At 54.0% G+C, this 25,646-nt stretch carries 23 protein-coding genes; 17 read left to right on the top strand and 6 right to left on the bottom strand.

Annotation, left to right across the window (positions count from 1 at the left end; genetic code table 11):
* Window position 1: 1 nt before the first annotated feature.
* Complete coding sequence (locus tag LMED105_RS03570) at window positions 2-1,564, bottom strand: YifB family Mg chelatase-like AAA ATPase (RefSeq protein ID WP_008248262.1); 1,563 nt, start codon at window positions 1,562-1,564, stop codon at window positions 2-4.
* A gap of 108 nt (window positions 1,565-1,672) precedes the next feature.
* Window positions 1,673-1,903 carry an accessory factor UbiK family protein gene (locus LMED105_RS03565; RefSeq protein WP_008248261.1) on the bottom strand — a complete coding sequence of 77 codons (231 nt, stop codon included), beginning with the start codon at window positions 1,901-1,903 and terminating at the stop codon, window positions 1,673-1,675.
* 211 nt (window positions 1,904-2,114) lie between these two features.
* Between LMED105_RS03565 and LMED105_RS16110 the strand changes: the two genes are divergently transcribed.
* The 15 genes from LMED105_RS16110 (at window position 2,115) to LMED105_RS03485 (ending at window position 21,079) form a co-directional block, all read left to right on the top strand.
* A complete protein-coding gene (locus tag LMED105_RS16110; RefSeq protein ID WP_008248259.1) occupies window positions 2,115-2,879 on the top strand; it encodes a TorF family putative porin in 765 nt (254 codons plus the stop codon).
* A gap of 70 nt (window positions 2,880-2,949) precedes the next feature.
* The gene (locus LMED105_RS03555; protein ID WP_008248258.1) at window positions 2,950-3,288 is read left to right on the top strand and encodes a P-II family nitrogen regulator; all 339 of its coding nucleotides are present in this window, start codon (window positions 2,950-2,952) and stop codon (window positions 3,286-3,288) included.
* 21 nt (window positions 3,289-3,309) lie between these two features.
* Window positions 3,310-4,767, top strand: a complete 1,458-nt coding sequence (locus tag LMED105_RS03550; RefSeq protein WP_008248256.1) for an ammonium transporter — start codon at window positions 3,310-3,312, stop codon at window positions 4,765-4,767.
* Window positions 4,768-4,930: 163 nt separating this feature from the next.
* Window positions 4,931-6,220: a glutamate--cysteine ligase gene (gene gshA, locus LMED105_RS03545; RefSeq protein ID WP_040512316.1), complete on the top strand. Its 1,290-nt coding sequence runs from the start codon at window positions 4,931-4,933 to the stop codon at window positions 6,218-6,220.
* Window positions 6,217-7,179, top strand: coding sequence for a glutathione synthase (gene gshB, locus LMED105_RS03540; protein ID WP_008248253.1), 963 nt, complete (start codon window positions 6,217-6,219; stop codon window positions 7,177-7,179). Before gshA ends, gshB begins: the two co-directional genes overlap by 4 nt.
* The gene (locus LMED105_RS03535; protein WP_008248251.1) at window positions 7,179-7,643 is read left to right on the top strand and encodes a PTS sugar transporter subunit IIA; all 465 of its coding nucleotides are present in this window, start codon (window positions 7,179-7,181) and stop codon (window positions 7,641-7,643) included. Before gshB ends, LMED105_RS03535 begins: the two co-directional genes overlap by 1 nt.
* Window positions 7,612-7,881, top strand: coding sequence for an HPr family phosphocarrier protein (locus tag LMED105_RS03530; RefSeq protein ID WP_008248249.1), 270 nt, complete (start codon window positions 7,612-7,614; stop codon window positions 7,879-7,881). The genes LMED105_RS03535 and LMED105_RS03530 overlap by 32 nt, the downstream gene beginning before the upstream one ends.
* Before the next feature lie 3 nt (window positions 7,882-7,884).
* Complete coding sequence (ptsP, locus tag LMED105_RS03525) at window positions 7,885-9,636, top strand: phosphoenolpyruvate--protein phosphotransferase (RefSeq protein WP_008248247.1); 1,752 nt, start codon at window positions 7,885-7,887, stop codon at window positions 9,634-9,636.
* Window positions 9,637-9,726: 90 nt separating this feature from the next.
* On the top strand, window positions 9,727-10,863 hold the full coding sequence (locus tag LMED105_RS03520) for a homoserine O-acetyltransferase (RefSeq protein ID WP_008248245.1): 1,137 nt from the start codon (window positions 9,727-9,729) through the stop codon (window positions 10,861-10,863).
* Window positions 10,860-11,501, top strand: coding sequence for a methionine biosynthesis protein MetW (gene metW, locus LMED105_RS03515; RefSeq protein ID WP_008248243.1), 642 nt, complete (start codon window positions 10,860-10,862; stop codon window positions 11,499-11,501). The genes LMED105_RS03520 and metW overlap by 4 nt, the downstream gene beginning before the upstream one ends.
* Before the next feature lie 9 nt (window positions 11,502-11,510).
* Window positions 11,511-11,840 carry a DUF4212 domain-containing protein gene (locus LMED105_RS16105; protein ID WP_008248241.1) on the top strand — a complete coding sequence of 110 codons (330 nt, stop codon included), beginning with the start codon at window positions 11,511-11,513 and terminating at the stop codon, window positions 11,838-11,840.
* Complete coding sequence (icmF, locus tag LMED105_RS03505) at window positions 11,800-15,102, top strand: fused isobutyryl-CoA mutase/GTPase IcmF (RefSeq protein ID WP_008248240.1); 3,303 nt, start codon at window positions 11,800-11,802, stop codon at window positions 15,100-15,102. Before LMED105_RS16105 ends, icmF begins: the two co-directional genes overlap by 41 nt.
* Window positions 15,103-15,744: 642 nt before the next feature.
* Entirely contained in the window at window positions 15,745-16,404 is a 660-nt protein-coding gene (locus LMED105_RS03495) for a cupin domain-containing protein (protein ID WP_008248236.1), read from the top strand.
* A 109-nt stretch (window positions 16,405-16,513) separates the two neighbouring features.
* A complete protein-coding gene (locus LMED105_RS03490) occupies window positions 16,514-18,946 on the top strand; it encodes a hypothetical protein (protein ID WP_008248235.1) in 2,433 nt (810 codons plus the stop codon).
* 96 nt (window positions 18,947-19,042) lie between these two features.
* Window positions 19,043-21,079, top strand: coding sequence for a bifunctional UDP-sugar hydrolase/5'-nucleotidase (locus tag LMED105_RS03485; protein ID WP_232222703.1), 2,037 nt, complete (start codon window positions 19,043-19,045; stop codon window positions 21,077-21,079).
* 66 nt (window positions 21,080-21,145) lie between these two features.
* On the opposite strand, the gene LMED105_RS03480 is transcribed toward LMED105_RS03485, so the two are convergent.
* The gene (locus LMED105_RS03480; RefSeq protein ID WP_008248233.1) at window positions 21,146-21,805 is read right to left on the bottom strand and encodes a GNAT family N-acetyltransferase; all 660 of its coding nucleotides are present in this window, start codon (window positions 21,803-21,805) and stop codon (window positions 21,146-21,148) included.
* Between the two features lie 45 nt (window positions 21,806-21,850).
* On the opposite strand from LMED105_RS03480, the gene lipB reads away from it, so the two are divergent.
* Both lipB and lipA read left to right on the top strand, forming a co-directional pair.
* Entirely contained in the window at window positions 21,851-22,546 is a 696-nt protein-coding gene (gene lipB / locus LMED105_RS03475; protein WP_040512264.1) for a lipoyl(octanoyl) transferase LipB, read from the top strand.
* Window positions 22,547-22,587: 41 nt separating this feature from the next.
* Window positions 22,588-23,571, top strand: coding sequence for a lipoyl synthase (gene lipA, locus LMED105_RS03470; protein ID WP_008248225.1), 984 nt, complete (start codon window positions 22,588-22,590; stop codon window positions 23,569-23,571).
* On the opposite strand, the gene LMED105_RS03465 is transcribed toward lipA, so the two are convergent.
* The 3 genes from LMED105_RS03465 to LMED105_RS03455 all read right to left on the bottom strand — a co-directional run bounded on the left by LMED105_RS03465 (window position 23,498) and on the right by LMED105_RS03455 (window position 25,645).
* Window positions 23,498-23,896, bottom strand: coding sequence for a hypothetical protein (locus LMED105_RS03465; protein ID WP_040512263.1), 399 nt, complete (start codon window positions 23,894-23,896; stop codon window positions 23,498-23,500). The two genes, lipA and LMED105_RS03465, sit on opposite strands and share 74 nt — an antisense overlap.
* Before the next feature lie 187 nt (window positions 23,897-24,083).
* Entirely contained in the window at window positions 24,084-24,554 is a 471-nt protein-coding gene (locus LMED105_RS03460) for a DM13 domain-containing protein (protein ID WP_040512309.1), read from the bottom strand.
* A gap of 83 nt (window positions 24,555-24,637) precedes the next feature.
* Entirely contained in the window at window positions 24,638-25,645 is a 1,008-nt protein-coding gene (locus LMED105_RS03455; protein WP_008248219.1) for a putative solute-binding protein, read from the bottom strand.
* Window position 25,646: the final 1 nt, after the last annotated feature.

Genomic DNA, 25,646 nt, shown 5'->3' with positions numbered 1-25,646 from the left:
TTCAGCTGGTAAGCACAGGCGAGTGGTTGCCCGCCTCGCCACTTAGCGCCTTTCTGTATTGAATCGCTGTGGCAATGTGCTTCTTGTCAATGTGGTCTGCAGTGTCGAGATCAGCCAAGGTGCGTGCAACCCTGCAAATTCGGTGCAGTGCACGCGCTGAAAGATGGTTTTTTTGTGCATAGGCCAACAACAGTTTTTCAGCGCCGCTGGCAGGTTTGCAATATTTGTTGATTTGGCCCGCGCTCATTTCACCATTCAGGCAGCCCTGGCGTTCAAGTTGAATGGTTCGGGCCTGTTCAACTTGCCTGCGCAGCCCAGCGCTGCTGCCGAATTCAGAGTGTTGCGTTTCCCCCGTTAGCAAGGTGCCGTGGTCAATGGCTTGCACTTCAACTGAAATGTCCAGCCGGTCGGCCAACGGACCAGACAGTTTGTTTTGATATTTTCTCACTTGGTCTGGCGTACATCGACATTCTTTTGCAGGGTGGCCCAACCAGCCGCAGGGGCATGGGTTGTGGGCACATACCCACAAAAACCTAGCGGGAAAACTGGCTTGATGGCCCGATCTGGAAATATTCACACGCCCGGTTTCAAGCGGTTCACGCAACGACTCCAGGCAACGTCGATCGAATTCCAACACTTCATCGGTGAACAAAATGCCTTGATGGGCCAGTGTAATTTCACCTGGTGAGGGTGGGTTTCCGCCACCTATCAATGCAGCCATGCTGCTGCTGGGGTGAGGGTTCCTGAAAGGACGTTGCGGGCTGAGCACATCACTTTCGCCTTTCAAGCTTCGAATGGCCGAGATTTCCAGCGAGTCTTCAAAGGGCAAAGGTGGCATCAGGCTGCCCACACGCTGTGCCAGCATCGACTTTCCACTGCCGGGCGGCCCCACCAAGCGAATGTGGTGTTGGCCTGCGGTGGCAGTCAGCAAGGCATGTTTTGCGGTTTGGTGGCCAATAACCTCGGCCATGTCGAGCAGGTTTACCAGGCCTGTATGGTTTTGCGTGTGGTGGGCGTGTTGTTCAAGAGGTGCGCCGTGCCCCACCAAATGCGCAGCCGCTTCAAACAAATTGCTGGCACCGAATATCGCAATGCCGGGCACCGTGGCGGCAAGGCTGGCTTGTGCTTTGGGCATCATCAGTTTCATGGGGCGCTGGCGCGCAGTGGCCTCTTTGCGGGCAGCAACAGCGAGCGCAAAAGGACTGCGCACAGCAGTCAGCGCACCGGAAAGCGAAAGTTCGCCGGCAAACAACCAGTCAGAAAGGTCGGCTTTGGCCAGTTGGCCCGATGCACTGGCAATGCCCAGTGCCACCGCAAGATCGAATGCAGCGCTGCCCTTGGGAAGGTCGGCTGGTGCAAGGTTGACTGTAATTCGTTGGGAAGGGAACTCGAATCCGCTATTAAGCAGCGCAGAGCGAACCCGTTCTTTTGATTCGCGAATTTCGGTGTCGGGAAGACCAACCAGCGCAAAGGAAGGCAAACCAGCCGACAGATGAACCTCAATTTGAACCGCGACTGGGCGAACGCCCACAAAAGTAAGACTGTGAAGAGTGGCTAAAGGCATGGTGGGGCAGGCAGTCAAACCCCGACGATTATCCCCACACGGTGTGTTTTGGCAAACGGGTGCTTCGGTTTACATCACCCGGCAGAGAATGCCAGGCCAGACAATCAATCAAGCCCGCTTTTCGAGTTCAGCCACGCGCATTTCCAGTGCATGCACCTTTTCGCGCAGCCTGTTCAGCACTTCCTTTTGAATTTCAAAATCCTCAAGGCTGACAAATTCCATGTCTTGCAAACCCTGTCGAATCAGCTGTGTGACTGGGTTTTCCATGTTTTGAAGGCCCTTTGCATTGAGCAATTCACCCACTTTGGCCGCGACGGTGTCGAAAGGATTATTCGCCAATGTTTACCCCAAAAGAGTTGTCTCGCATCGCACCAAAAGAGTGCACCAATTTGGTGCTGCGACTGAAAATTCAAAAAATTGAATCGCTATTGTGCCCGAAAAAGGGGGATTTATCGCGAAATTACCGACGAGTTCACGGCTGGCACACTTCTCGCTAATAGACCCTTGCCAAAAAAACTTTACGGCATTCATCTATTTTTAGGAGAGTGAGATGAAAAAATTAGTACTGGTCGCTGCAATCGCCGCAACTACTTTCGGTGCTGTTTCAACTGCACAAGCTGAAGTAACTACATCTGCTAACGTTGGTGTTTACACTGACTACCGCTTCCGCGGTGTAAGCCAGACTAACAATGACTTCGCGCTGCAAGGCGGTTTTGATGTTGATTTCGGCAATGGTTTCTACGTAGGCAACTGGAACTCCAACGTTTCTTTCGGCGCCAACAGCCTGGAAATGGACTTTTACGGCGGCTATGCTGGTGAGTTTGCAAACGGCATCGCTTATGACGCTGGCTTGTTGTACTACTACTACCCAAACACACCCAATAACACCGGCTTGACAGATGCCGACACCCTGGAAGCCTACGGCTCACTGGGATACAAGGGCCTGACAGCGTCTTTGAACGTGTCATTGACAGACGACTACTTCGCTTTGCAGACCATCACCAATGGCGTACAGCAGGGCGCAAACTCTGATCTGGGCGGTTCAACTTACTTCAAATTGGCGTACGAGTATCCAATTTCTGAAGCTCTGGCCTTTGGCGTTTCATATGGCATCACCAATTACGCCGATGACATCGTTGCAATCGATGGTAGTGCCCTTGATTCATATCAGGATTACTCAGTTGGCCTGACCTACACCGCTGGTAAGTTTACTTATGGTGCTGCTTTTGTTGGTACGGATGACGACGGCGAGTTGGTTTTGGGTAAAGACCAAGGCGAAGCGGACCTGATTCTGTCTATCAGCACATCGTTCTAAATTGTATTAAGACAGCGCTCTGAAGAGGGCGCTGTTTTCACCCTCTTCAAACTTAATTCAGGAGTGCGTAATGAAGCTAATTTCAGCAGTCATTAAGCCTTTCAAACTCGATGAAGTCCGTGAAGCGCTGTCTGCCATCGGCGTGCAAGGCATTACGGTTACCGAAGTGAAAGGTTTTGGTCGCCAAAAGGGTCACACAGAGTTGTACCGTGGCGCCGAATATGTAGTCGACTTTTTGCCCAAAGTGAAAATCGAAGCCGCAGTGGACGACAGCCTTGTAGATCAGGCCTGTGAAGCCATTGAAGCCGCAGCCAAAACTGGCAAGATCGGCGACGGCAAAATTTTTGTGTTTGATTTGTTGAGTGTTACCCGTATTCGCACAGGCGAAACCGGTAAAGACGCCCTTTAACCAGAGAGAAGTGAGGAAATCATGAAAAAACTTCTGACTGTCTGGCTGGCGGCCGCTGCACTGGGTTTCAGTGTTGCAAGCCCCGGTGTGTTTGCACAAGAAACACCGATGGCGCCTGCCACCGAAGCCACTGAAACAATGCCCGCTGCAGTTGAAGCAGCGCCCGCGGCAGTAGAACCTGCTGCCGAAGCACCCATGGCTGCTGAAGCTGCCCCCGCAGAAGAAGCCGCACCTGCTGTTGAGCAAACAGTGGACAAGGGCGACATTACCTGGATGATGATTGCCACAATTTTGGTAATTTTCATGACCATTCCTGGTCTGGCACTGTTCTACGGTGGCCTGGTCCGCTCGAAGAACATGCTGTCCGTGCTCATGCAAGTCATGTCCGTGTTCTGTTTGATTGTTGTGTTGTGGGCCATTTATGGCTACAGCCTGACTTTCGGCGGTGGTGACAATCCGTTCGTGGGTAACTTCAGCAAGCTTTTCCTGAGTGGTGTAACACCCGATTCATTGTCGGCCACCTTCACCGAAGGCGTGATGATCCCCGAATTCATTTTCATCGCATTCCAGTCCACTTTCGCGGCCATTACTTGTGGGCTGATTGTGGGTGCATTCGCTGAGCGCATCAAGTTCTCTGCTGTACTGTTGTTCTGTGCAATCTGGTTCACATTCAGCTACATCCCAATCGCACACATGGTGTGGGACGCTGCAGGTTTCATCTTCGCAGACGGCGCAATCGACTTCGCTGGCGGCACAGTAGTTCACATCAACGCTGCGGTTGCAGGTTTGGTGGGTGCCTACATGATCGGCAAGCGTGTTGGTTACGGCAAAGAAGCAATGACTCCACACAGCCTGACATTGACCATGGTTGGTGCCTCCATGTTGTGGGTGGGTTGGTTCGGTTTCAACGCCGGTTCAAACCTGGAAGCCAACGGTGGTACAACACTGGCCTTCATCAACACATTGCTGGCCACGGCTGCTGCAACACTGAGCTGGGCCGCTGCTGAAGCACTGCTTAAAGGCAAGGCCTCCATGCTGGGTGCTGCTTCCGGTGCAGTGGGTGGTTTGGTTGCGATTACTCCAGCTTGCGGTACGATCGGCCCAATGGGCGCACTAATCCTCGGCTTGATGGCTGGTCCAATCTGCCTGTGGGGCGTAACTGGCCTGAAGAAGATGTTGGGTGCAGACGACGCACTGGACGTATTCGGTGTACACGGCGTGGGCGGTATCTTGGGTGCCTTGATGGTGGGTGTGTTGTCAGCACCTAGCCTGGGCGGCACCATGGGTGACGACTTCGTGATCGCTTCTCAGTTGGCAGTACAAGCCAAGGGCGTGGTAATCACCATCGTTTGGTCTGGTATCGTGGCTGCAATCGCGTTCAAACTGGTTGATCTGATCGTCGGTTTGCGTGTTTCTGAAGATGCAGAGCGCGAAGGTCTGGACATCACCTCACACGGTGAAACAGCCTACAGCAAGTAAGTCACACTCTCCACTTAGGTGGAATCCTTCAGCCCGGGGTAAAGGGCTGATTCAAAGGCACCTTCGGGTGCCTTTTTTGCTTCACCCCCGATTTCCCTTCCCCAATGTGGCAGTGCAGCGTTTTGGATTACACTTGGCGAAGTGTCTTACCCAGAGAGTGTTGATGGTTCCTCATCTAGTTACTGCTTTAACCGGTCCGCTGCTGGATCTTGAAAAACGAATGCTCGACAAAACCACCGAAATCGAGCGGTGGTTTCGCATGGCCTGGAACGAGAATACCCCCCCGTTCTACAGTTCAGTCGATGTGCGCAACGCTGGTTTCAAGCTGGCCCCTGTGGACACCAACTTGTTCCCCGGCGGGTTCAACAACCTGGCCCCAGACATGATGCCGCTGGCCATTCAGGCCGCCATGAGCGCCATCGAGAAGATCTGTCCGGAAGCGCGCAGCATGGTGCTGGTGCCCGAGAATCACACACGCAATACTTTTTACCTCACGAATGTGGCCCGCTTGGCTGCCATTCTGAAGCAAACCGGTCTGGATATTCGCCTGGGCTCGGTGTCGCCTGAAATTACCGAACCCACGCGCTTTGATTTGCCAGACGGTCAGCACATTGTGCTGGAGCCGCTGAAGCGCTATGGCAACCGTGTGGGTGTTGAGGGGCTGGAGCCCTGTGCGGTGTTGTTGAACAACGATTTGTCCGCAGGCGTACCTCCCATTCTTCAGGGCATTAAAGATCAAATTTTGCTGCCGCCTTTGCATGCTGGCTGGGCCACTCGTCGAAAAAGCACCCACTTCAAGGCTTACGATTCTGTGGTGGAGGCATTCTCTGAAATGCTGGAAATCGACCCTTGGTTGATCAATCCCTATTTCACCCACCGCAATCAATTAAATTTCCAAGAGCGCGTGGGCGAAGAAGCCTTGGCGCAAGCGGTCGATGAAGTATTGGCCAAAACTCGCTTGAAGTACGCCGAGTACGGTATTGACGAACAACCTTATGTGGTCGTTAAAGCCGATGCCGGTACTTACGGCATGGGCATCATGACTGTAAAAGACGCCTCGGAAGTGGTGGGCTTGAATCGCAAGCAACGCAACAAAATGTCGGTTGTGAAAGAAGGCTTGCAGGTGTCTGACGTGATCATTCAAGAAGGCGTGCATACCTTCGAGAACATTGAAGACGCCGTGGCCGAGCCAGTGGTTTACATGATCGACCGCTATGTTGTGGGCGGCTTCTACCGTGTACACACCGGCCGTGGGCGTGATGAAAACCTGAATGCACCCGGCATGCACTTTGTGCCTTTGGCGTTTGAAACACCGTGTAACACACCCGATTGCAGTGACCGCCCCGATGCGGCCATGAATCGTTTCTATGCCTACGGCGTGATTGGTCGTCTGGCCGCACTCGCTGCATCGCAGGAACTGGAGGCCACAGCCAGCGTGGAGTTGGCCGCATGAGCAGTCGCAGCTTTGTGTGTGTCATCGACCCACTCACCAGCCTGAATCCGAAAAAGGATTCCTCAATCGCCATGATGGAATCGGCGCAATCGCGCGGCTGGAAGGTGGGGGTGATTGAGGATGGTGGCCTGCACTGGGCCACTGGTGCAGGTGTTCGCGCCCAAGTGGTGTGGATCGCGATTGACCGCGCCAGCAAGCCTTGGTACTCCGAGGTGGGCCGTGAAGAGGTGGCCCTGAAAGACCTGGATGCCGTCATCATGCGCAAAGACCCGCCTTTTGATGCCGAGTTTGTGACCGCTACCTGGTTACTCGAGCAGGGCGAGCGTGAGGGTGCGCGCGTGTTCAATAGTCCGCGGGCCATTCGTGATCACAACGAAAAATTTACCATCGCCCAGTTTGAACAGTTCGTGGTGCCTACCCTGGTGTCGCGCAACGCCGCCCAGCTTCGCGGTTTTCTGGAACAACACCCAGATGCCATCGCCAAGCCATTGGATGGCATGGGTGGCACCTCAATTTTTCGCTTGAAAAAAGGCGATCAAAACGTGGGTGTAATACTTGAAACGCTGACCGACTATGGCAAAAAAACCGCCATGATTCAGCGCTACATTCCAGAAATTGTGGATGGCGACAAACGTGTGCTACTCATCAATGGCGAGCCGGTGCCGTATTGCCTGGCACGCTTGCCCAAAGAAGGTGAGCACCGTGGCAACCTGGCTGCTGGCGGAACCGGGCGTGCTCAGCCTTTGAGCGAGAGTGACTGGCATATTGCGCGCACACTGGCTCCGGAATTGAAAAAACGCGGCTTATTACTCGTTGGGCTGGACATCATTGGACAAAACCTGACTGAAGTGAACGTAACAAGCCCTACGTGCTTCCGCGAAATCATGGATCAAACCGGTTTCCCGGTGGCAGATACCTTTGTGCAAGCCGTTGAAAACGCCTTGCAGGAGGGTAACTGATGCTGGGGTTGGTGCTAGTGACCCACGCCCCATTGGGCGATGCAATCGCCCAATGCGTTAAACACGTGATGGGTTCTTTACCCGAGGGCTTGGCGGTGGTGGATGTGCCCGGCGACGAAGACATTGAACAGTCGGTACAGCGCATTCAGGCTGCCGCGCGGCAGGTACACGCAGGTGAGGGTGTGGTGTTTTTAACCGATCTGTTCGGTGCTACTCCCTCCAACGCCGCTGTACGTGCCGGTGTGGAATCCTTGAGCCTGCCCACAGTTTTGGTTTCAGGTTGCAATTTGCCCATGGTGTTGCGTGCACTTGGTTTTCGGGATTTGCCCATTAATGAAGTGGCCGAACGTTTGGTCATGGGTGGTCGAAACGGTATCGTAAGCACTGGTGCTACGGCGCCACAACGTCAAACTTTTAACCCGGCGAAAAACGATGATTCAGCAAGAAATCACCATCAGCAATAAATTGGGTTTGCATGCGCGTGCGTCAGTCAAATTGACTCAAACCGCCAGCCGTTTTCAATCCGAAGTGTGGATTGCCAAGGCAGGTCGCCGCGTCAACGCAAAAAGTATCATGGGTGTCATGATGCTGGCCGCAGGCAAAGGGCACAACGTTGTTCTTGAAGCCGAGGGCAGTGACGAAGCCGAGGCCATTGCAGCACTGGTTGCCTTGATCGATGACAAATTTGGCGAAGGCGAGTAAACCATGACTCTGGCCTTGCATGGCATTGCAGTTTCCCGAGGTATTGCGGTCAGCCGCGCCCTGGTGTGGGACACGGCCATGCGGGATATTCCCCGCAATCGCATTGATAAAAAATCGGTTCGTTTCGAGAAAAAAAGATTCGACAACGCCATCAAACGCGTGGCCGATGAACTGATTGAAATTCGCAGTCAAATTGCCGCCGATTCTCCAGCTGAATTCGACGCTTTCCTGAACCTGCACAGCCTGATTCTTGCCGACCCCATTTTGTCGGAAGAACCCAAAAATCTGATTCAAAGCAAGCTGATCAATGCCGAGTGGGCCTTGATTGAGCAAATGGAAGTGCTGCTGGAGCAGTTCTCCGCGATTGAAGACGACTACTTCCGAGAACGCAACAGCGATGTGCGCCAGGTGGTTGAGCGCGTATTGAAATCGCTGCGCGGCCATGCCACGGCTTTGCCCCTGCCGCCGGAAGGCGAGAATGAAGACCCCTGGCTGATTGTTGCACACGACATTTCACCGGCCGACATGGTGCAGCTGAAAGGCCGTCGTGTGGGCGCGTTCGTAACCGAAATGGGCGGCGCAACATCCCACACTGCGATTGTGGCGCGTAGCCTTGGCATACCTGCCGTAGTGGGTGTGCCGCGTGCACTTGAGTTTGTGCACAACGGCGACCTGGTGGTGGTTGACGGCAAGGTGGGCGCCGTATTCCTTGACCCAGCCACCATGGTGGTCGAAGAATATCAGCGCAAGCAGGCCATTCTGGCCTTGTCGCGCCAGCGCCTGAAACGACTGATCACCACCGAGGCACGCACCCAGTGTGGTCGCCGTGTTGAACTGCTGGCCAACATTGAATTGCCCGAAGACGTGAAAGGTGTGGTCGATGCGGGGGCTGATGGTGTGGGCCTTTTCCGTTCCGAATTTCTGTTCATGAACCGCAAGGAATGGCCTTCAGAAGATGAGCAGTATGAGGCTTACCGCAAGGTGATCAAGGCCATGAAAGGCAAGCCCGTCACTGTGCGTACTCTTGACCTGGGTGCCGATAAAACCTTGCAGTTTGACGGTGCCAACAGCAGCGCACCGCCGGTGTCCAGCACCTCGGCGCTGGGTTTGCGTTCCATCCGTTTCAGTTTGGCTGAACCTGCCATTTTCCTGACCCAAATTCGAGCTTTGTTGCGAGCTGCAAAGCATGGCCCTGTGAAAATTTTGTTGCCCATGCTCACCAACATTCGGGAAACCAAACAGGCTTTGGCTTACATCGACATGGCGCGTGAACAATTGCTGGAGCGGCGCTTTCAGGTGACGCAGGCCGTGCCGGTAGGTGGCATGATCGAAGTGCCCGCGACTGCGCTTAGCCTGCCGCATTTCTTGAAGTACCTGGATTATGTGTCGATCGGCACGAACGATCTGATTCAATACACCCTGGCGGTGGACCGGGTGGATCACCAAGTGGCCCACCTGTACGACCCCCTTCATCCAGCGGTGTTGAGGCTGGTCTACGAAGTTATTTCCAGTGCTGAAAAAGCAGGTGTGCCTGTGAGTGTGTGTGGCGAAATGGCAGGCGATATCCGCTTGACCCGTTTGTTGCTGGGCATGGGCCTTACCCAGTATTCAATGCATCCTTCGCAGTTGCTGGATGTGAAAGAGTTGCTGCTGAAAACCGACTTTGAGGCCACGCAAAAACTGGTCAAAAAAGTGACTCGAACATTTGACATCGATAAAATTGACGCCCTGATGCGTCAACTGCACGAAGACTGATCCCGCAACCGGACCGCCTTCAAAGCCAGTTTGCGATTTATACTCAAAGGCTTGCGAAAACCAACAATCCAACCTAAGAAACACCGTATTGTGTCTGCCAACCAGTCCGTGGGCTTCGTAAAGCCCGAGCTTATTGAATTCACCGCACCGCTTTTGCTGGAGTGCGGAAAGTCCCTGCCCAGCTATTCGCTGATGGTGGAAACCTATGGCACGCTGAATGCCGAGAAAAGCAATGCCGTGTTGGTGTGCCATGCATTGAATGCATCCCATCACGTGGCGGGCCTGTATGAAGGCCAAGAGAAAAGCGAGGGCTGGTGGGACAACATGGTAGGTCCCGGCAAACCCCTGGACACCAACCGGTTTTTCGTCATTGGTGTGAACAACCTGGGTTCGTGTTTTGGGTCCACTGGCCCAAGCAGCATTAACCCACAAACTGGCAAACCCTACGGTGCCGATTTTCCGTTTGTGACCGTGCAAGACTGGGTGAATGCGCAGGTGCGTTTGGCTGATTATTTCGGCATTGAAAAATTTGCAGCAGTCATGGGTGGCAGCCTGGGCGGCATGCAAGCCCTGCAATGGAGCCTCAGTTACCCCGACCGCGTGGGCCATTGCATGGTGGTTGCTTCAACCCCGAAGCTGAGTGCGCAAAACATTGCTTTCAATGAAGTGGCGCGCCAGGCCATTGTGACCGATCCCGATTTTCATGGTGGCAATTATTACGAGCATGGCGTGGTGCCCAAGCGCGGTTTGCGCCTGGCCCGAATGATCGGCCACATTACCTACTTGAGCGGCGACGACATGGCCGAGAAGTTTGGCCGTACCCTGCGCAACGGCGATTACAACTACGGGCTCGAAGTAGACTTTCAGGTGGAAAGTTACCTGCGTTACCAAGGCGACAAGTTTGCAGATTACTTCGATGCCAACACCTACCTGTTGATTACCAAAGCGCTCGATTACTTCGACCCTGCACGCCACACGGGTGGCGATTTGGCCAAGGCGCTTGCAGCGGCCAAAGCCAAATTTCTGCTGGTCAGTTTCACCACCGACTGGCGATTTGCACCCGAGCGAACCCGCGAAATTGTCGAGGCCTTGATGGCCAACCAGCGCGATGTCACGTACGCTGAAATTGACGCACCGCACGGTCACGATGCTTTCCTGTTGACCGACGAACGCTATCACAACGTAGTACGTGGTTACTTTGAGCGCATTGCCAAGGAGCTTGCATGAAAACCCTGCACGCTGTTCGACAAGATGTACAACCCTTGCCCATTGTGGTGCCTCGGGCCGATCTCGATTTGATCGAAAGCTGGGTGCCCATGGGTGCACGCGTTCTGGATTTGGGTTGTGGCGACGGCTCGTTTCTAGCGCGCCTCATGAAAACCCGCAAGGCCACCGGCTATGGCGTTGAAATTGACGACACCAATGTGCAGCGCAGTGTAGCCAATGGCATCAATGTGATTCAGCAAGACCTTGAAAAAGGCCTGGCCATGTTCGAAGATCATGCCTTCGACGTGGTGATTTTGTCGCAAACCCTGCAAGCCATGCACAACACCGAGCGAATCCTGAAAGAGATCGCCCGAGTGGGCAAGGAAGGCATCGTCAGCTTCCCCAATTTTGGCCATTGGTACCATGTGTGGTCGATTGCTTTGGGCCGCATGCCGGTGTCCAAACAAATGCCTTATCAGTGGTACAACACCCCAAATATTCACCTGTGTACCCCCAAAGATTTCGAGGCGCTGGTTGCTCAAATCGGACATAAAGTACTGGGCAAACAACTTTTTTTAAACGGTGAACCCGTGGAATTGCTGGGCAATTTGCGCAGCACTTTGGCCGTGTATCGCTTCAAGCCCCAGTTTGCAAACTAGGCCAACACCATGAAAAGCCCGCAACCCACCCCACTTGAAAACGAGTATTGGCGGCAGGTTAAGCGAATTACCTGGCGCCTGTTGTGGGTGTGGATTGCACTGATTCTGAGCGTAGTCTTGTTTATTCCCCAGCTCGGCATCACGGTTTACGGGGTTCCCTTGACCTATTGGGTCATCTCAAGCGTGCTGCTTTTGAGTTTTTTAGGATTGGTTGCGTGCTACGCATGGCGCATGGATAGGTTAGAATTGAAATTCAAACGAGCGGTGGAAAACAACCGCGACCTTCCAGGAGACACGAATGAAAAGCAGCACCGGCGAGGTGGGAAAACCCCTCACTGACACCAAAGGCACGCCTCTGCGTTTTGTAACGGGTTCGTCCCTATTCGACGGGCACGACGCCGCAATCAACATGATTCGCCGTTTGTTGCAAAGCCAAGGTGCTGAAGTCATTCACCTGGGGCACAACCGTTCTGTTCAGGAACTGGTGGATGCCGCCATTCAGGAAGATGCCGATGGCCTGGCCGTGAGTTCCTACCAGGGCGGGCACAATGAATTTTTCAAGTACATGGTCGATGAGCTGAAGGCCAATAACGCCGGCCACATTCAGGTGTTTGGCGGCGGCGGTGGCGTTATTCTGCCCTCCGAAATTGAAGCTCTTCAGGCCTATGGCGTGAACCGGATTTACAGCCCGCAAGACGGCCAGAAGATGGGCCTTGAAGGCATGATCGGCGACATGATTGCCCGTGCAGCCCAAGTACGCGACGCCCGCAAAAAAATTGACACAGCTTTCACGCCAGAAGGCATCAAGGCCTTGGCCAACAACTGGCCGCTGCTAACCCAACTGATTACCCGCCTTGAGCGCGATGAAGTGCCCGCTGCCGACCTGGAGGCCATTCGAGAACAGGCCAAAGCCAGCAAAACCCCGGTGCTGGGCATTACCGGTACGGGTGGTGCGGGTAAATCCAGCCTGACTGATGAATTGATTCGCCGCCTGCGCATGGATCATGGCGACGACCTGACCATTGGCGTGGTGTGTGTGGACCCCTCCCGCCGCAAAACGGGTGGTGCCTTGCTGGGCGACCGCATTCGAATGAATGCCATTGGCCCTTGGGCTGGCAATGGCCCCAAGGTGTTCATGCGCTCGCTGGCCACACGCGATTCTGCACAAGAAGTGCCTGCCACGCTGCCCGACATCATTGCGCTTTGCCGGGCTACCGGTTTTGATGTGGTGCTGATTGAAACCCCGGGCATTGGCCAGGGTGACGCTGCAATTGTGCCGCATGTGGATTTCAGCCTGTATGTAATGACACCGGAATACGGTGCAGCCAGCCAGCTTGAAAAAATCGACATGCTGGATTTCGCTGATTTTGTAGCGGTGAACAAATTCGACCGCAAAGGCGCACTGGATGCGCTACGCGATGTGTGCAAACAGGTGCAGCGCAACCGCATGGCATTTACCAGCATGCCCGACACCATGCCTGTGTACGGCACACTGGCCAGCCGTTTTAACGACGATGGTGTCAGTGCCCTGTACAAAGCCTTGCGTGCGGCCTTGCCGATTGCCAAGTCTTCCAAAGGGCTGTTCGATTCCATCGACACCAAACATTCCACAACCATGAAAGCGGTGGTACCTTCCGAGCGTGTGCGCTACCTGGCCGAGATTGCGCAGGCTGTGCGCAGCTACAAAGCGCAAGTTCAGAAAGACGTGGCTGCCGTGTACGACCTGGAGTGCATGCAACGCGCCCAGGCCTTGTTGCTTGAACACAAGCCTGACAAGACCAAAGCCGTTGAAGCGCTGGACGACATCGTTGAATTAACCAACACCCGAATCAGCATGGCTGCACAAAAGGCCATGAAAGATTATTCCAAGTTGGCCGAGGGTTACCAGGGCGACACACTGACCTACGAGGTGCGGGGCAAGGCTTTGCAGGCACCACTCACGGTGACCTCGCTGTGTGGTTTGAAAATCAATCGCGTCAGCCTGCCGAAGTTCACCAGCCGAGCTGACCTGCTGAAATTCGTGATGCTGGAAAATCTGCCAGGTTACTTCCCCTTCACTGCAGGTGTGTTCCCGGTGAAGCGCGAGGGCGAAGACCCCACCCGCATGTTTGCTGGTGAGGGCGACCCCGCACGCACCAACCGCCGTTTCAAAATGCTCAGCAGCGCAAGCGATGCCAAGCGATTGTCGACCGCGTTTGATTCGGTCACCCTGTACGGTTTCGACCCTGACCTGCGCCCCGACATTTACGGCAAGGTGGGCACCAGTGGCGTAAGCGTGGCCACGCTAGACGACATGAAAGTGTTGTACAGCGGCTTCGATTTGTGCGCGCCCAGCACCAGTGTGTCCATGACCATCAACGGCCCGGCACCCAGCATTCTGGCCATGTTCTTGAACACGGCCATTGATCAGCAGGTGGACCTATTCACCGCCAAAAACAAGCATGCCCCGAACGCTGATGAATACGCAGCCATCAAGGCGGCAACCCTGAAGGCAGTGCGCGGCACGGTGCAAGCGGATATTCTGAAAGAAGACCAAGGCCAGAACACTTGTATTTTCTCGACTGAATTCAGCCTGCGCGTAATGGGCGACATTCAGCAGTACTTCATCGATCACGAAGTTCGCAACTTCTACAGCGTGTCGATCAGCGGTTATCACATTGCTGAAGCGGGTGCGAACCCGATTTCACAACTGGCCTTTACGCTGTCGAATGGCTTTACCTTCGTGGAAGCGTATTTGGCGCGCGGCATGAAGATTGATGACTTTGCGCCGAATTTGAGCTTCTTCTTTTCCAATGGCATGGATCCGGAATACACCGTGTTGGGCCGCGTTGCCCGCCGCATTTGGGCCATTGCCATGCGCGACAAATACGGTGCCAGCGACCGCAGCCAAAAGCTGAAGTACCACATTCAAACCAGTGGCCGCAGCCTGCACGCTCAGGAAATTGCATTCAACGACATACGCACCACCTTGCAAGCCTTGATTGCTGTGTACGACCATTGCAACAGTTTGCACACCAACGCCTATGACGAAGCGGTGACCACACCGACCGAAGAAAGCGTGCGCAGGGCTATGGCCATTCAGTTGATCATCAACAAGGAATGGGGCCTGGCGAAAAACGAAAATCCAAGCCAGGGCGCATTCATTATTGAAGAGCTGACGGAATTGGTTGAAAACGCTGTGCTGGATGAACTGGACCGCATCAGCGAACGCGGCGGTGTGTTGGGAGCCATGGAAACAGGCTACCAGCGTAGCAAAATCCAGGAAGAGTCGATGCATTATGAAATTCAGAAGCACGACGGCACGTTGCCAATTGTGGGTGTGAATACTTTCACCAACCCCAACGACAATTCCGACTCATTGAACTCGCTTGAACTGGCGCGTGCCACTGAGGAAGAAAAGTTGAGCCAATTGGATCGCCTTGCGGAATTTCAGAAGCGGCATGAGGCGGAGGCTGGCCCCATGCTGGAGCGTTTGAAGCAAACCGCGATGGACGGTGGCAATGTGTTCGAGGTGTTGGTGGACGCAGTGCGAGTGTGCTCGCTGGGGCAGATTACGCAGGCGCTGTTTGAAGTGGGTGGGAAGTATCGCAGGTCGATGTGAGTTTCTGCCACCTCGTCGGGTTCGCCACATTGTCGCCAACTCGTCGGGGTTGCCTGATTCCGCACAGGGCCGGTGACTTGGGAGCTAAACTTGAATGGTCACCGCTGCCCGAAAACTTGGCATTTCGGCTTGTTTGCTTGAGCCTGCACTAAGCCAAGCCCTCCAAAAGTAACGGTCGGGTCTTGGCTTTCGCGCCAGGGCGCGATCGTTTGCCTCTGCGCGCCAAGCCGGCAAGTTTTCTGACTGGTCATCGTGCGACCCATTGCAAGTTCATCTCCCAAGTCACCCGGCCTACGCCTTTCTAACACTGAGCGACTCACGGATGTGTTCGGCGCCCAATCGGCGGCGGTGTTTCGATCGCCTCGCCTTCAAGAAAACCTGCCCGTTTGAATTCACCCGCCACGGTCGGCCGTGGGCCGGCACCGAGACTCGGCCCGCTCTTTTGCCGAGCGAGGTGAGTCAGGTTGACATTCAAAAAGGGAAAATCAGGTTTTCTGGCGAGAGATTGAAACCCAAGCTGATTGGGCTAGACAAAACGGCACTCGAGCATGCAAGAACCCAAGCTGATTGGGCTAAACAAACTCACCGTCGAGCTTTGCGGTAAAATAAATCCATCGCAGTAAGTACTCACCAAGCAGCACCATGAAACTCAACGCCGATCTTTCCCAACGCGCAGTCGTCAACAGCAACAACGTCGAGTGGGTTGCCTCACCAGCCGCTGGTGTATGGCGCAAACCCCTGGAGCGAGATGGCGATGAAGTGGCGCGTTTAACCTCGATTGTGCGTTACGACCCGGGCTGTGCATTTCCGGAACATGAACACGGCGGTGGCGAGGAATTTTTCGTGCTTGAAGGCACGTTCGAAGATGAATTCGGTGCCTACCCAGCAGGTACCTTTGTTAAAAACCCGGTGGGCACCAAGCATTCACCTAAGTCGACCCAGGGTTGCACCATACTCGTGAAACTGCGCCACATGCGGCCTGAAGATCAAACCCCTGTGGTCATCAATACCAATACAGCAGAATGGCGACAGGGTCTTGTACCAGGCTTGAAGGTCATGCCGCTGGACAGCTTCGAGACCCGCCACACTGCGCTGGTGAAGTGGGCGCCGGAAACCTATTTCAACATGCATCGCCACATGGGCGGCGAGGAAATTTTCGTGCTGGAAGGTGTGTTTTCGGATGAACATGGCGACTACCCCGCTGGCACCTGGATACGCAGCCCGCATGCCAGTGCACACACACCGTTCAGCAAACCGGGTTGTACCATTCTTGTCCGCACAGGTCATTTGATCGACGCATAGCAAAGTGGCACTAATTGTGTCAGTTTGGTGACTTGTCTCTTAGAAGGTTTCACCTCATCCCAAGCACGCGCAACTTGGTAACAGTACCAAACCCAATTGGACTGTTGCCATGTCGTATACCCCCCGAATTTTCTTTCCTGCGCTTCTTGTTTCACTCCTGGCCGCATGTGGTGGTAGCGACAACAACAGCAATACCCCCACGAGAACAGAAGGGCAGGAAAACCCTCCTGCCCTAAGCGCGGGAAGCGATCAGGAAGCCGCAGAGCGCAGCACCATCGAGTTGCGCGCAGCGGTGCAAAACACAGATCAAAATTCTGTGGTGGCTTATGCCTGGTTTCCTGTCAGTGAAGAAACAGTGTTCTTTGGCGATGCGGGTCGCTCCGACGAATCAGTCCTGAATTTGCAGTTACCCCAAGTCAACAACGACACCCCTGTCGAGTTTGTGGTGCAAGCCCAGCTTTCCAATGGCACCGTGCTGGAAGACCAGGTTCAAATCACCATCCAGAACACTTTCGACAACGCTTTGCCCGTGGTCAATACCACGGTGGTGCCAATCCAGACTGACAACAGGTTGATGGCCAGCGCGTGTGATTCCACCGATTCCGACGGTACCATTCAAACTTACCAGTGGCGCAATGAAACACTGAACATTCAATACGAAGAAACAAGCTGCAATTTGAGTGCGCAGCTTCCCGGTTCGCCTGAATCACAAACCTACACCTTGCGGGCCATTGCAATCGACAACGAAGCTGGCCTGGGCTTCAAGCTGTTCAATGTCACTACGCCCAACCGCCCTGCCAATACTGCACCAGTGATTCAAAGCGCCAGCGCATTGCCTGAACCGGTACGTCCCGGTGAAATGTTGAACCTGCAAGTGAACGCAAATGATGCCGACGGCGACACTCTGTTTTATCGCTGGACACAAACAGCAGGTACCATGCTGGCGATCAACAACGCCGACAAGGCAATGGCTCAGGTACAAATTCCAATCGACCTGGCCAATCAAACCCTGAGCTTCCGCATCGAAGTGTCGGACCGGGCCAATTTCCAAACCTCAGTGGACCAGCGCAGCGTGGATGCCAGCGTACGCAGCAACACCAGCAGCAACGCCGGTCTTCTGGAATGCCTGCAAGACCCCACACGCGTTGGTTGTCCCTTGGCTGGCTTGTTGTCTGCTCCACCAGTTGGTACCCAACAACCCAACAGTGCGCAGTTTTCAGCGGGCCAATGCACACCCTTCTATGGCGGCGGTTTGAATGGGCAAGGCTACACCCACCTGTTGGGTGCCATGCACGAGCACACCGCCTATTCTGACGGGCAAGCCAACACCGATCCGCTTCAGGTGTACCAGCAAACCCGTGAACGCGGCATGGACTTCGTGATGTCCTCGGATCACTCCGACAACCTGGCCATTCCTCTGGCCTTGCCCGACACCGACAATTGCACCGACAACCCTTTGTCTTGTCTCATTTCTGATCCCGATAACTTGCCCAACAGCTTGACCAAGTGGCGCAGTACCTTGAATCAGGCCAATCAGGTAACCGGCGAGTCGCCTGGTCTGTTTACCGCCATGCGGGGGTTTGAATGGACTTCTGATCGCTTCGGGCATGCCAATGTGTACCTGAGCAGAAACAACATCAACGCCAAGCTGGGGCCGGGTTATCTGGTGTCCATGGACCTGTTCTGGCAGTGGTTTGTACTGTCGCCCCAATTGGGCGGTGGTGGTGACGGCATTTTGGTATTCAACCACCCGGGCCGTGAAGACGCCCTGCACAGCGCCCTACTGCAAATTGGCGAGGGCGTGGGGCAAGCCACACGCATGGCTGGTGCGCTGAATGCCTTGAATGTGTTTCAGCAAGGCGACCCAGCCTATGCCTTCAACGACTTCAAATATGTGGCACCTGCCGACTACCGCGTGGTGGGCATTGAGGTGTTTGGCAAAGGCGATGAATACGACACCGATGGCAAGTTTGGCTCTTGGTACGGCCACGCCTTGGACAAGGGTTGGTACGTGGGGCCAGCCGGTTCGGAAGACCACCATGAAACCAACTGGGGCGGTGGCAATTTGCCCAAAACAGTGGTTATATCGCGTGCCAACAATCAAGCCGATATTCGCGAAGCTTTTTTAGCACGCCGCTTTTACACAGTGGCTCAAAATGAAAATGCATTGCGCATCAACTTTGAAGCTGTTCAGGCCTCTACGCAAGGCAAGCAACGCCTGCCCATGGGTTCGCGCATAGGTACCCAGGCCGAAACAGTTCAGTTTGAATTTAATGTCAGTAGTGTCGATCCTATGGATCCTTTGCAGGACATGTCATTCGAGTTGTTCAGCTCACAATCCGGCCCAGGCAGCAACGATGAACAGCGTTACTTGCCCCTGCAAACCGCGACCGGGAAAAACGGACGTTTCACTGTAAGCCCGGTCGACGGAAAGAACTGGTACTTCCTGCGCGTGAAGCGAGGCGATCGAATTGTGGCGGTGAGCGCACCGATCTGGATATTCAAGGGAAGCGAGCCGTTGCCAGAATGCAGCCCATTGTAAAAAGACAGCACTTTAAACTGTTTTAAAACTGACAAATTCAGGTCATATACCCGTATTACTTTGATGTTCTTTAGTAGCAAAAGCATCGAGGTAGTTGTGTATCAAGCAGCAAAAAAAGGTTTAGTTGGTCTGGGCGTGGTTGCCGTGCTGGCAGGGTGTTTGGGTGGTGGCAATGGCGGCTCGGCAGTCAACCCCTCTGATTCCGCGCCCACTGCAGCATTTGAACTTCAAGTGCTTCATATCGCAGACATGGACAGTGGTGGCAACCTGGTTGAAAACTCGCAGAACATTTCCGCGATTTTGGCCAAGTTTAGGGCTGAGAAACCTGACAACACCGTGTTCTTGAGTTCCGGTGACAACTACATTCCAGGCTCCTTCTTCAATGCATCTGCAGACCCCACCTTGCAGGAAGAATTGGGTGTGCCCAGCGCCGGCCGTGGCGATATTGAAATTCTTAACCAGCTTGGTCTGGATGCCTCGGCATTCGGCAATCATGACTTCGACCAAGGCACTGCCAAGGTACTGAATTTGATTGCCCCGCAAACCGTGGGCGCAAACACATGGCGCGGCGCGCAGTTCCCCTATCTTTCAGCGAACATCGATTTTTCTGGCGATGCAAATTTGGCAAGCCTGGCTGACCCCGCTAACGACGGTCAGGAAGCCAGCAGCCTTGCAGGTAAAATTGCGAAGTTTGCCGTGATCACCGTAAATGGCGAAGAGATTGGAGTGGTGTCGGCTGCAACGCCTACCCTGCCAACCATTACCACCTTGAATGGTGCAACGGTCAGCCCTGCCCTGGATGGCAGCGGCAATTTTTCGATAGATGATCTGGCCGCTGAAATTCAACCCTCGGTCAATGAATTGCTGAACCGTGGCATCGACAAAATCATTTTGCTGGGCCACATGCAGCAAATTACCGTGGAAGAACAATTGGCCACACGCCTGACTGGTGTGGATCTGATTATTGCGGGCGGGTCAAACACCCGCTTGTTCGATTCAAACGACTTGATCCGCGCTGGCGACACCAATCAGGGCGAGTACCCCAAGCAGTTTACCTCGGCCAGTGGTGAACCTGTTTTGCTGGTCAATGTGGATGCCGACTACAAATACCTGGGTCGAATCGTGTTGCCCTTCAATGAAGACGGCGAAGTCATTGTTGAAAGGCTCGATCCCGCTGTGAACGGCGCTTACTCCACCGACGCCGCCGGATTGGCAGCCCTTGGACTGGATGCGAACGATGTTAAGCCTGAGGTTGCTGCGGTAGCGCAAGATATTTTGGCAGTTAATCAAGCTCTGGAAGGCGTTATTCTGGGTTCAACCAGCGTGTACCTTGAAGGCGACCGTGCATTTACGCGTAAGCAGGAGAGTAACTTGGGCAATTTAACGGCTGATGCCAACCTGGCTGCAGGTCAAGCCAGGGACGAACTCACAGCTGTTTCATTGAAGAATGCCGGTGGTATTCGTGGCTCAATCGGCACGATTCTGGTTCCACCAGGTGGCACAGGTGCCGCTCAAAAGTTGCCGCCACAGGCCGATGAGTCGGTGGGCAAGCAAGAGGGTGATATTTCTCGTGGCGACATTGAACGCGCGCTGGCTTTTAACAATGGGCTCACGCTGGTCAATGTGACGGCTCAACAACTCAAAGATTTGTTGGAGCACGGTGTGTCTGACTATGATTTGGCGGCGCCACAAGGCGAAGGCAAATTCCCGCAAATCGGCGGTATGCGATTCAGTTTCGACCCCACTGCGGCACCTGGCTCGCGCGTGCGAACCATTGTTGTGAATGACCCGGATGGTTTGGGACCACTCACCGGCCCGCAAACCGTGTACTCGGGTGGTCAGTTTATCGGATCGGTTAACCAAGTGTTTCGCATGGTCACACTGGGTTTCCTGGTGGGTGGTGGTGACAATTATCCCTTCCCGATGACGAACACAGACAGGGTTGATTTGAATAATCCGGGTGACGCGGGCTTCGCAGCAGAAGGCTTTGAACAGCAAGCCCTGGCCGACTTCCTGGAAGCGACTACAACACGCGACATGCCGTTCTCTCAGGCAGATTCAGGTGCAGACATCACAGTGGATGAACGAATCGTCATTCTGACCAACGGCCGGGTAGACCCCCTGCCGCAGTAAAAGCAGGGTAATGAAAAAGCCGGGCTGTTGAATCACAGACCCGGCTTTTTTTATGGCACATCTGGTTTAAAACTCTTCAGCCCATTTCCTGAACTGGTTGAGTGACCCCTTGAACAAATGGTCAATGTCGGCCAAGTGCTCATCAACAAATTCCCGCACCATTGAACTGGTGCTTGCTGGTTCCACCCGCAGGTGGGCCTCGCATTGGCCGTCGGCATTGCTCACCCGCATGTTCAACTTGTGGGCAATGCGCAGCATGGCCTCGTTGTCCATCAAGGTATAAATAAACAGCATTTCAATGCCTTCGTTGCGCGCTCTGCGCAAAGCCCTTTGAAACAGGAGTGTGCCCAGGCCATGCCCGCGCATATTGGCGTCCAGCGACAGCCCCAATTCCGCACCCTTGGGGGCAGTGCTGTCTTTGGGCTGGTTCAGTTCGGCCAAATGCACCACGCCAAGCAGCACATCGTCACGCCCGAAAATACCGAACACCGAATCGCGCTCAAAGTCGATGCTGGCGGTGTACTTTGCAATTGCGGCGTCGCCCAGTGCATAACTAAACCGCAAACGGCGGTCGGTCTCATCCAGGGCCAGCAAGTGTGCAAGAATTAAAGGGCGGTGTGAATCATCCAGCTCCACAATAGGAACTTTGGACAGGCCCAGAATGGACGCGGCCCGGCGCCCCAAGACGCTGGGAATATCAAACCATTCAATGGGCTCTGACGACATGATGAACTCGACTGCAAAATTGTGAAAAATCGGAAATATGCCTACATGATCCACCAACAAGAAAGCAAGCCGCAACCCAACACCCCGCAAGTTGGAGTACCACTTCAAATTCGGGAATTGGGTTTGGTGGATTATTTGCCCACCTGGGAAGCCATGCGAAATTTCACAGACGCCCGCTCAGAGCAGGATAGCGACGAGATCTGGATTTGTGAACACCCCCCAGTGTTCACTTTGGGCCTGGCAGGCGACCCGGCACACATGTTGCAGCGCAGCAACATACCCTTGGTGAACACCGACCGAGGGGGGCAAATCACCTACCATGGCCCGGGCCAAATCGTGATTTATCCACTTCTGGATCTTCGCCGCTTTGGTTTGAAGGTGCGGGAGTACGTTCAACTGCTTGAACAAAGCATTATCGACGCCCTGGTACAGGTGGGTGTGGCGGATGCCCAACGCAAGCCAAACGCCCCTGGCGTGTACACCATGCACCATGGCAGCCTGGCTAAAATTGCCGCCTTGGGCATCAAGATCCGCAAGGGGTGTAGTTATCACGGTCTGTCGCTGAATGTAGCCATGGATTTAAAGCCCTTTCTGCACATTAACCCTTGTGGTTACGCGGGTTTGGAAACAGTGGACTTGGCCGCGATTGGTGTTAAAATTTCACAAGCTGAGATGCAAATGCATCTGATGAAATACCTGATTCAACACCTTGAAGCTGCGCGATCCGCGGTGGCAAAGTAAACACATGGCCCACATCACCCAACGGCCAGGGAGCAAAAAACGTGTCCGAGATCAATGAAAAGTCCGCTGTGGCCAAAGAACTGAGCGCAGTCAGCGATCCGACCGTCAAGCAAAAAGCGGCTGCAAAAACCGCCCGAATTCCCATCAAGATTGTGCCTGTTGAGCAGTTGAAGAAACCCAGCTGGATCCGGGTGAAAGCCGGTTCACCGTCTACCCGTTTCTACGAAATCAAGGAAATTCTGCGCGAGCACAAACTGCACACCGTGTGCGAGGAAGCCTCTTGCCCCAACATTGGTGAGTGCTTTGGCAAAGGCACCGCCACCTTCATGATCATGGGCGACAAGTGCACACGCCGTTGCCCCTTCTGCGATGTGGGCCATGGCCGCCCCGATCCTTTGGATGAAAACGAACCCCTGAATTTGGCAAAAACCATTGCTGCCCTGCGTTTGAACTACGTGGTAATTACCAGCGTAGACCGTGACGACCTGCGCGATGGTGGCGCTGGTCACTTTGTGGCCTGTATTGAAAAAACCCGTGAATTGTCGCCTAACACCAAAATTGAAATTTTGGTGCCCGACTTCCGTGGCCGCCTGGACCGTGCCTTGGGTATTTTGAATGCAGCCCCGCCCGACGTGATGAACCACAACCTGGAAACCACCGAGCGCCTGTACAAAGAAGCCCGACCCGGCTCAGACTACAAACACTCGCTGAAACTGCTGCAAGAATTCAAGAAAGCCCACCCCAACACGCCCACCAAAAGCGGCATCATGGTGGGGCTTGGCGAAACAGATGAAGAAATTTTGCAAGTGATGCGCGACATGCGCGAGCACCAAGTGGACATGATCACGATTGGTCAATACCTGGCACCTTCTGGACACCACCTGCCGGTGCGCCGCTATGTGCACCCCGATGTGTTCAAAATGTTTGAAGAGAAAGCCTACGAAATGGGCTTTACGCACGCAGCCGTTGGGGCAATGGTTCGCAGCTCATACCATGCAGATGAACAAGCGCATGGTTTGGTCTAACACACCGCTCGCCGTGCCTGCGTTTTAAAATTCGCTTCAATTCAATTCGGTGAATGTCGGCCTGCACCCGTTTCAGGTGCCGAATGAACGCATAACGAGCCAGGGTGCCCAAAGCAAAAGCGCCGCCCACCGCGTACGCGGTGAATATCAGCAGGTACAGAAAAATTTCTGTGCCCTCTATGGCGTGCAGCACGGTACTCAAAATGTAAATTGAGTCCAGAAAAACAATGGTCATCAAACCCAAAGTGATCGATACACTGATCTGTTTGGCTTGTCGCTTGGCCAGCAACTGAGCTTCCAGTTTGTCAATTTCGGCCTCACTCACCGTACACCCCACCACCTGAATATTGCCAATCTCCGCGCCTCGTTGCGCGGACTAGCATTGTCAGGCGTCTTGCAATTTCAGTCCATAGAGGGTTTGCTGCGATGCATCAGTAAAAGCACCAAGAACGTGATTATCTGAGCATATTTGTCACGTAAACGGTGTACCTATTCACCTGTTTTTTGTTCAGTTAATTGCGAAACTGCCCGGCGCTGATAAATTCTCCGAAGCGTTCACACCACACAACAGCCGCGCTGTAATTTTGCAAATCAGTATTTGGCGGAAGGTCGAGAATGAATCCGCCGAAGGTTTTTACAGAACCCACTTGCAGGGATTGGCTTTTGATCTCCAAAAAACCCGCTTCGTCTTCCACAAATTTTGGTACCAGGTACAAGTAATAATCGGGCCCCGGTGAAAGCTCACCTTCGAACACGGCCTGGCTTGCAGACAAGGTTAAGCGGCCTTCTCCCCAATGTAAAAAGTCGCTGCCCTTTAGGTCGCGTTTGAATTCGGTAGAGAACAGCGCCCCGCTTTGCGATGCCGTAATGGCTTCAGCGCCCGGGCTTTCAGGCTCTACAAGAATGGGGAGTAAATAAATGCCCAGCGCAACACCAACAATCAGCGCGCCAGCGTGGGTAATCAAGAGGAGAATTTTTTTCATGGTGTTTCGAGCCATCAGGGTGTGAACTTCTCAGTTCGCTCCCTGGGCTCAAAACGTTTCACGCGTTGTTGAATAATTCTGGCTTACAGTTCCCGCTTGTCGGCACACTCACCCAGGCTACCGTCAAGCCGACAGCGAATACGCTTCAAAATTTTCATCATTTCAGGGTCGTAGAATCCCTCAGCAGTCATCTGGATTCTTGATTCCCGCATCAGCACGTCGTACTTGGCGCGGTCGCCCTCGGGAATGTCCAGCCAGGCTGCTGCAGGTACACCTTTTTCAGAGGTGTCCACCAAGGCAATGGCGCGGTCAAACTGCTTTTGAATCCACTCGCGCGACTTTTGCCCGTAACCTTCGGGAAACTTGTCTTTGCGAATCAAAATATTCGCGGTCAGCTGCACCAGTGGAAAGCGATAAATGCCACCTTTGGTTCCAATGCCTTTGTACAGTTCCAGCGGTTGGTAAGCGATTGCAGGTGCGGCAATAATGTCCACCTGCCCATTGTTGAACTTCGTACCGAAGTTGATCACTTCACTTGATACCGGCTGCGCACCCAGTTGCTGCACCATTTTCGCTTGCGACTTGTCGTAGTCCAGCACCGCAATTTTTTTACCTGCTGCTTTTTCAACTGAATTAATGGCCCTGTCGTTCACCATCACATACGCAGCGCCAATCGGCAAAATGCCGGCCACTTCAAACAGGCCCGAAGTCATTTTGTCATTCAGCTTTGGGCTGCTCATGAGGTCGATCACCGTGCGCAGGTGCTTGTAAGTGGGCACCGCGCCAATGGAATCGATACTGCCCACAAACTTGTTGAACTGCCTGCCACGCAAAGTAGAAATGGCCGCCGCATCGCATTTGCCGGTTTTGAAATCTTCGGCTGCAAGGCGTTCATCTACATACGCTTCCAGCTCAATGTTGGCACCCCAGGCCTTGGCGGCCACTGCGTAGTCTTTCGCCTGCGCAAAGGCAGGGCCGCTGCGCCCGGCGATGTCGAAAATACACATCTTGGTGCTTGCTGCATTGGCTTGAAGGGGTGCGACCAGGCTTGCGCCCAGCAATACGAGTGCTGCAGCTTTGATGGTGTTCATG

This window comes from Limnobacter sp. MED105 (assembly GCF_000170915.1).
Classification (GTDB): domain Bacteria; phylum Pseudomonadota; class Gammaproteobacteria; order Burkholderiales; family Burkholderiaceae_B; genus Limnobacter.
Note: the sequence above shows the minus strand (reverse complement) of the source record. Positions and strands in the feature narration are given on the sequence as shown.

Bases quoted from the DNA above. Each gene is read 5' to 3' on its own strand.
- LMED105_RS03570 (WP_008248262.1), bottom strand. From the start codon at position 1,564: ATGCCTTTAGCCACTCTTCACAGTCTTACTTTTGTGGGCGTTCGCCCA.
- LMED105_RS16110 (WP_008248259.1), top strand. From the start codon at position 2,115: ATGAAAAAATTAGTACTGGTCGCTGCAATCGCCGCAACTACTTTCGGT.
- LMED105_RS03555 (WP_008248258.1), top strand. From the start codon at position 2,950: ATGAAGCTAATTTCAGCAGTCATTAAGCCTTTCAAACTCGATGAAGTC.
- LMED105_RS03550 (WP_008248256.1), top strand. From the start codon at position 3,310: ATGAAAAAACTTCTGACTGTCTGGCTGGCGGCCGCTGCACTGGGTTTC.
- gshA (WP_040512316.1), top strand. From the start codon at position 4,931: ATGGTTCCTCATCTAGTTACTGCTTTAACCGGTCCGCTGCTGGATCTT.
- gshB (WP_008248253.1), top strand. From the start codon at position 6,217: ATGAGCAGTCGCAGCTTTGTGTGTGTCATCGACCCACTCACCAGCCTG.
- LMED105_RS03535 (WP_008248251.1), top strand. From the start codon at position 7,179: ATGCTGGGGTTGGTGCTAGTGACCCACGCCCCATTGGGCGATGCAATC.
- LMED105_RS03530 (WP_008248249.1), top strand. From the start codon at position 7,612: ATGATTCAGCAAGAAATCACCATCAGCAATAAATTGGGTTTGCATGCG.
- ptsP (WP_008248247.1), top strand. From the start codon at position 7,885: ATGACTCTGGCCTTGCATGGCATTGCAGTTTCCCGAGGTATTGCGGTC.
- metW (WP_008248243.1), top strand. From the start codon at position 10,860: ATGAAAACCCTGCACGCTGTTCGACAAGATGTACAACCCTTGCCCATT.
- LMED105_RS16105 (WP_008248241.1), top strand. From the start codon at position 11,511: ATGAAAAGCCCGCAACCCACCCCACTTGAAAACGAGTATTGGCGGCAG.
- icmF (WP_008248240.1), top strand. From the start codon at position 11,800: ATGAAAAGCAGCACCGGCGAGGTGGGAAAACCCCTCACTGACACCAAA.
- LMED105_RS03495 (WP_008248236.1), top strand. From the start codon at position 15,745: ATGAAACTCAACGCCGATCTTTCCCAACGCGCAGTCGTCAACAGCAAC.
- LMED105_RS03490 (WP_008248235.1), top strand. From the start codon at position 16,514: ATGTCGTATACCCCCCGAATTTTCTTTCCTGCGCTTCTTGTTTCACTC.
- LMED105_RS03480 (WP_008248233.1), bottom strand. From the start codon at position 21,805: ATGTCGTCAGAGCCCATTGAATGGTTTGATATTCCCAGCGTCTTGGGG.
- lipB (WP_040512264.1), top strand. From the start codon at position 21,851: ATGATCCACCAACAAGAAAGCAAGCCGCAACCCAACACCCCGCAAGTT.
- LMED105_RS03460 (WP_040512309.1), bottom strand. From the start codon at position 24,554: ATGAAAAAAATTCTCCTCTTGATTACCCACGCTGGCGCGCTGATTGTT.
- LMED105_RS03455 (WP_008248219.1), bottom strand. From the start codon at position 25,645: ATGAACACCATCAAAGCTGCAGCACTCGTATTGCTGGGCGCAAGCCTG.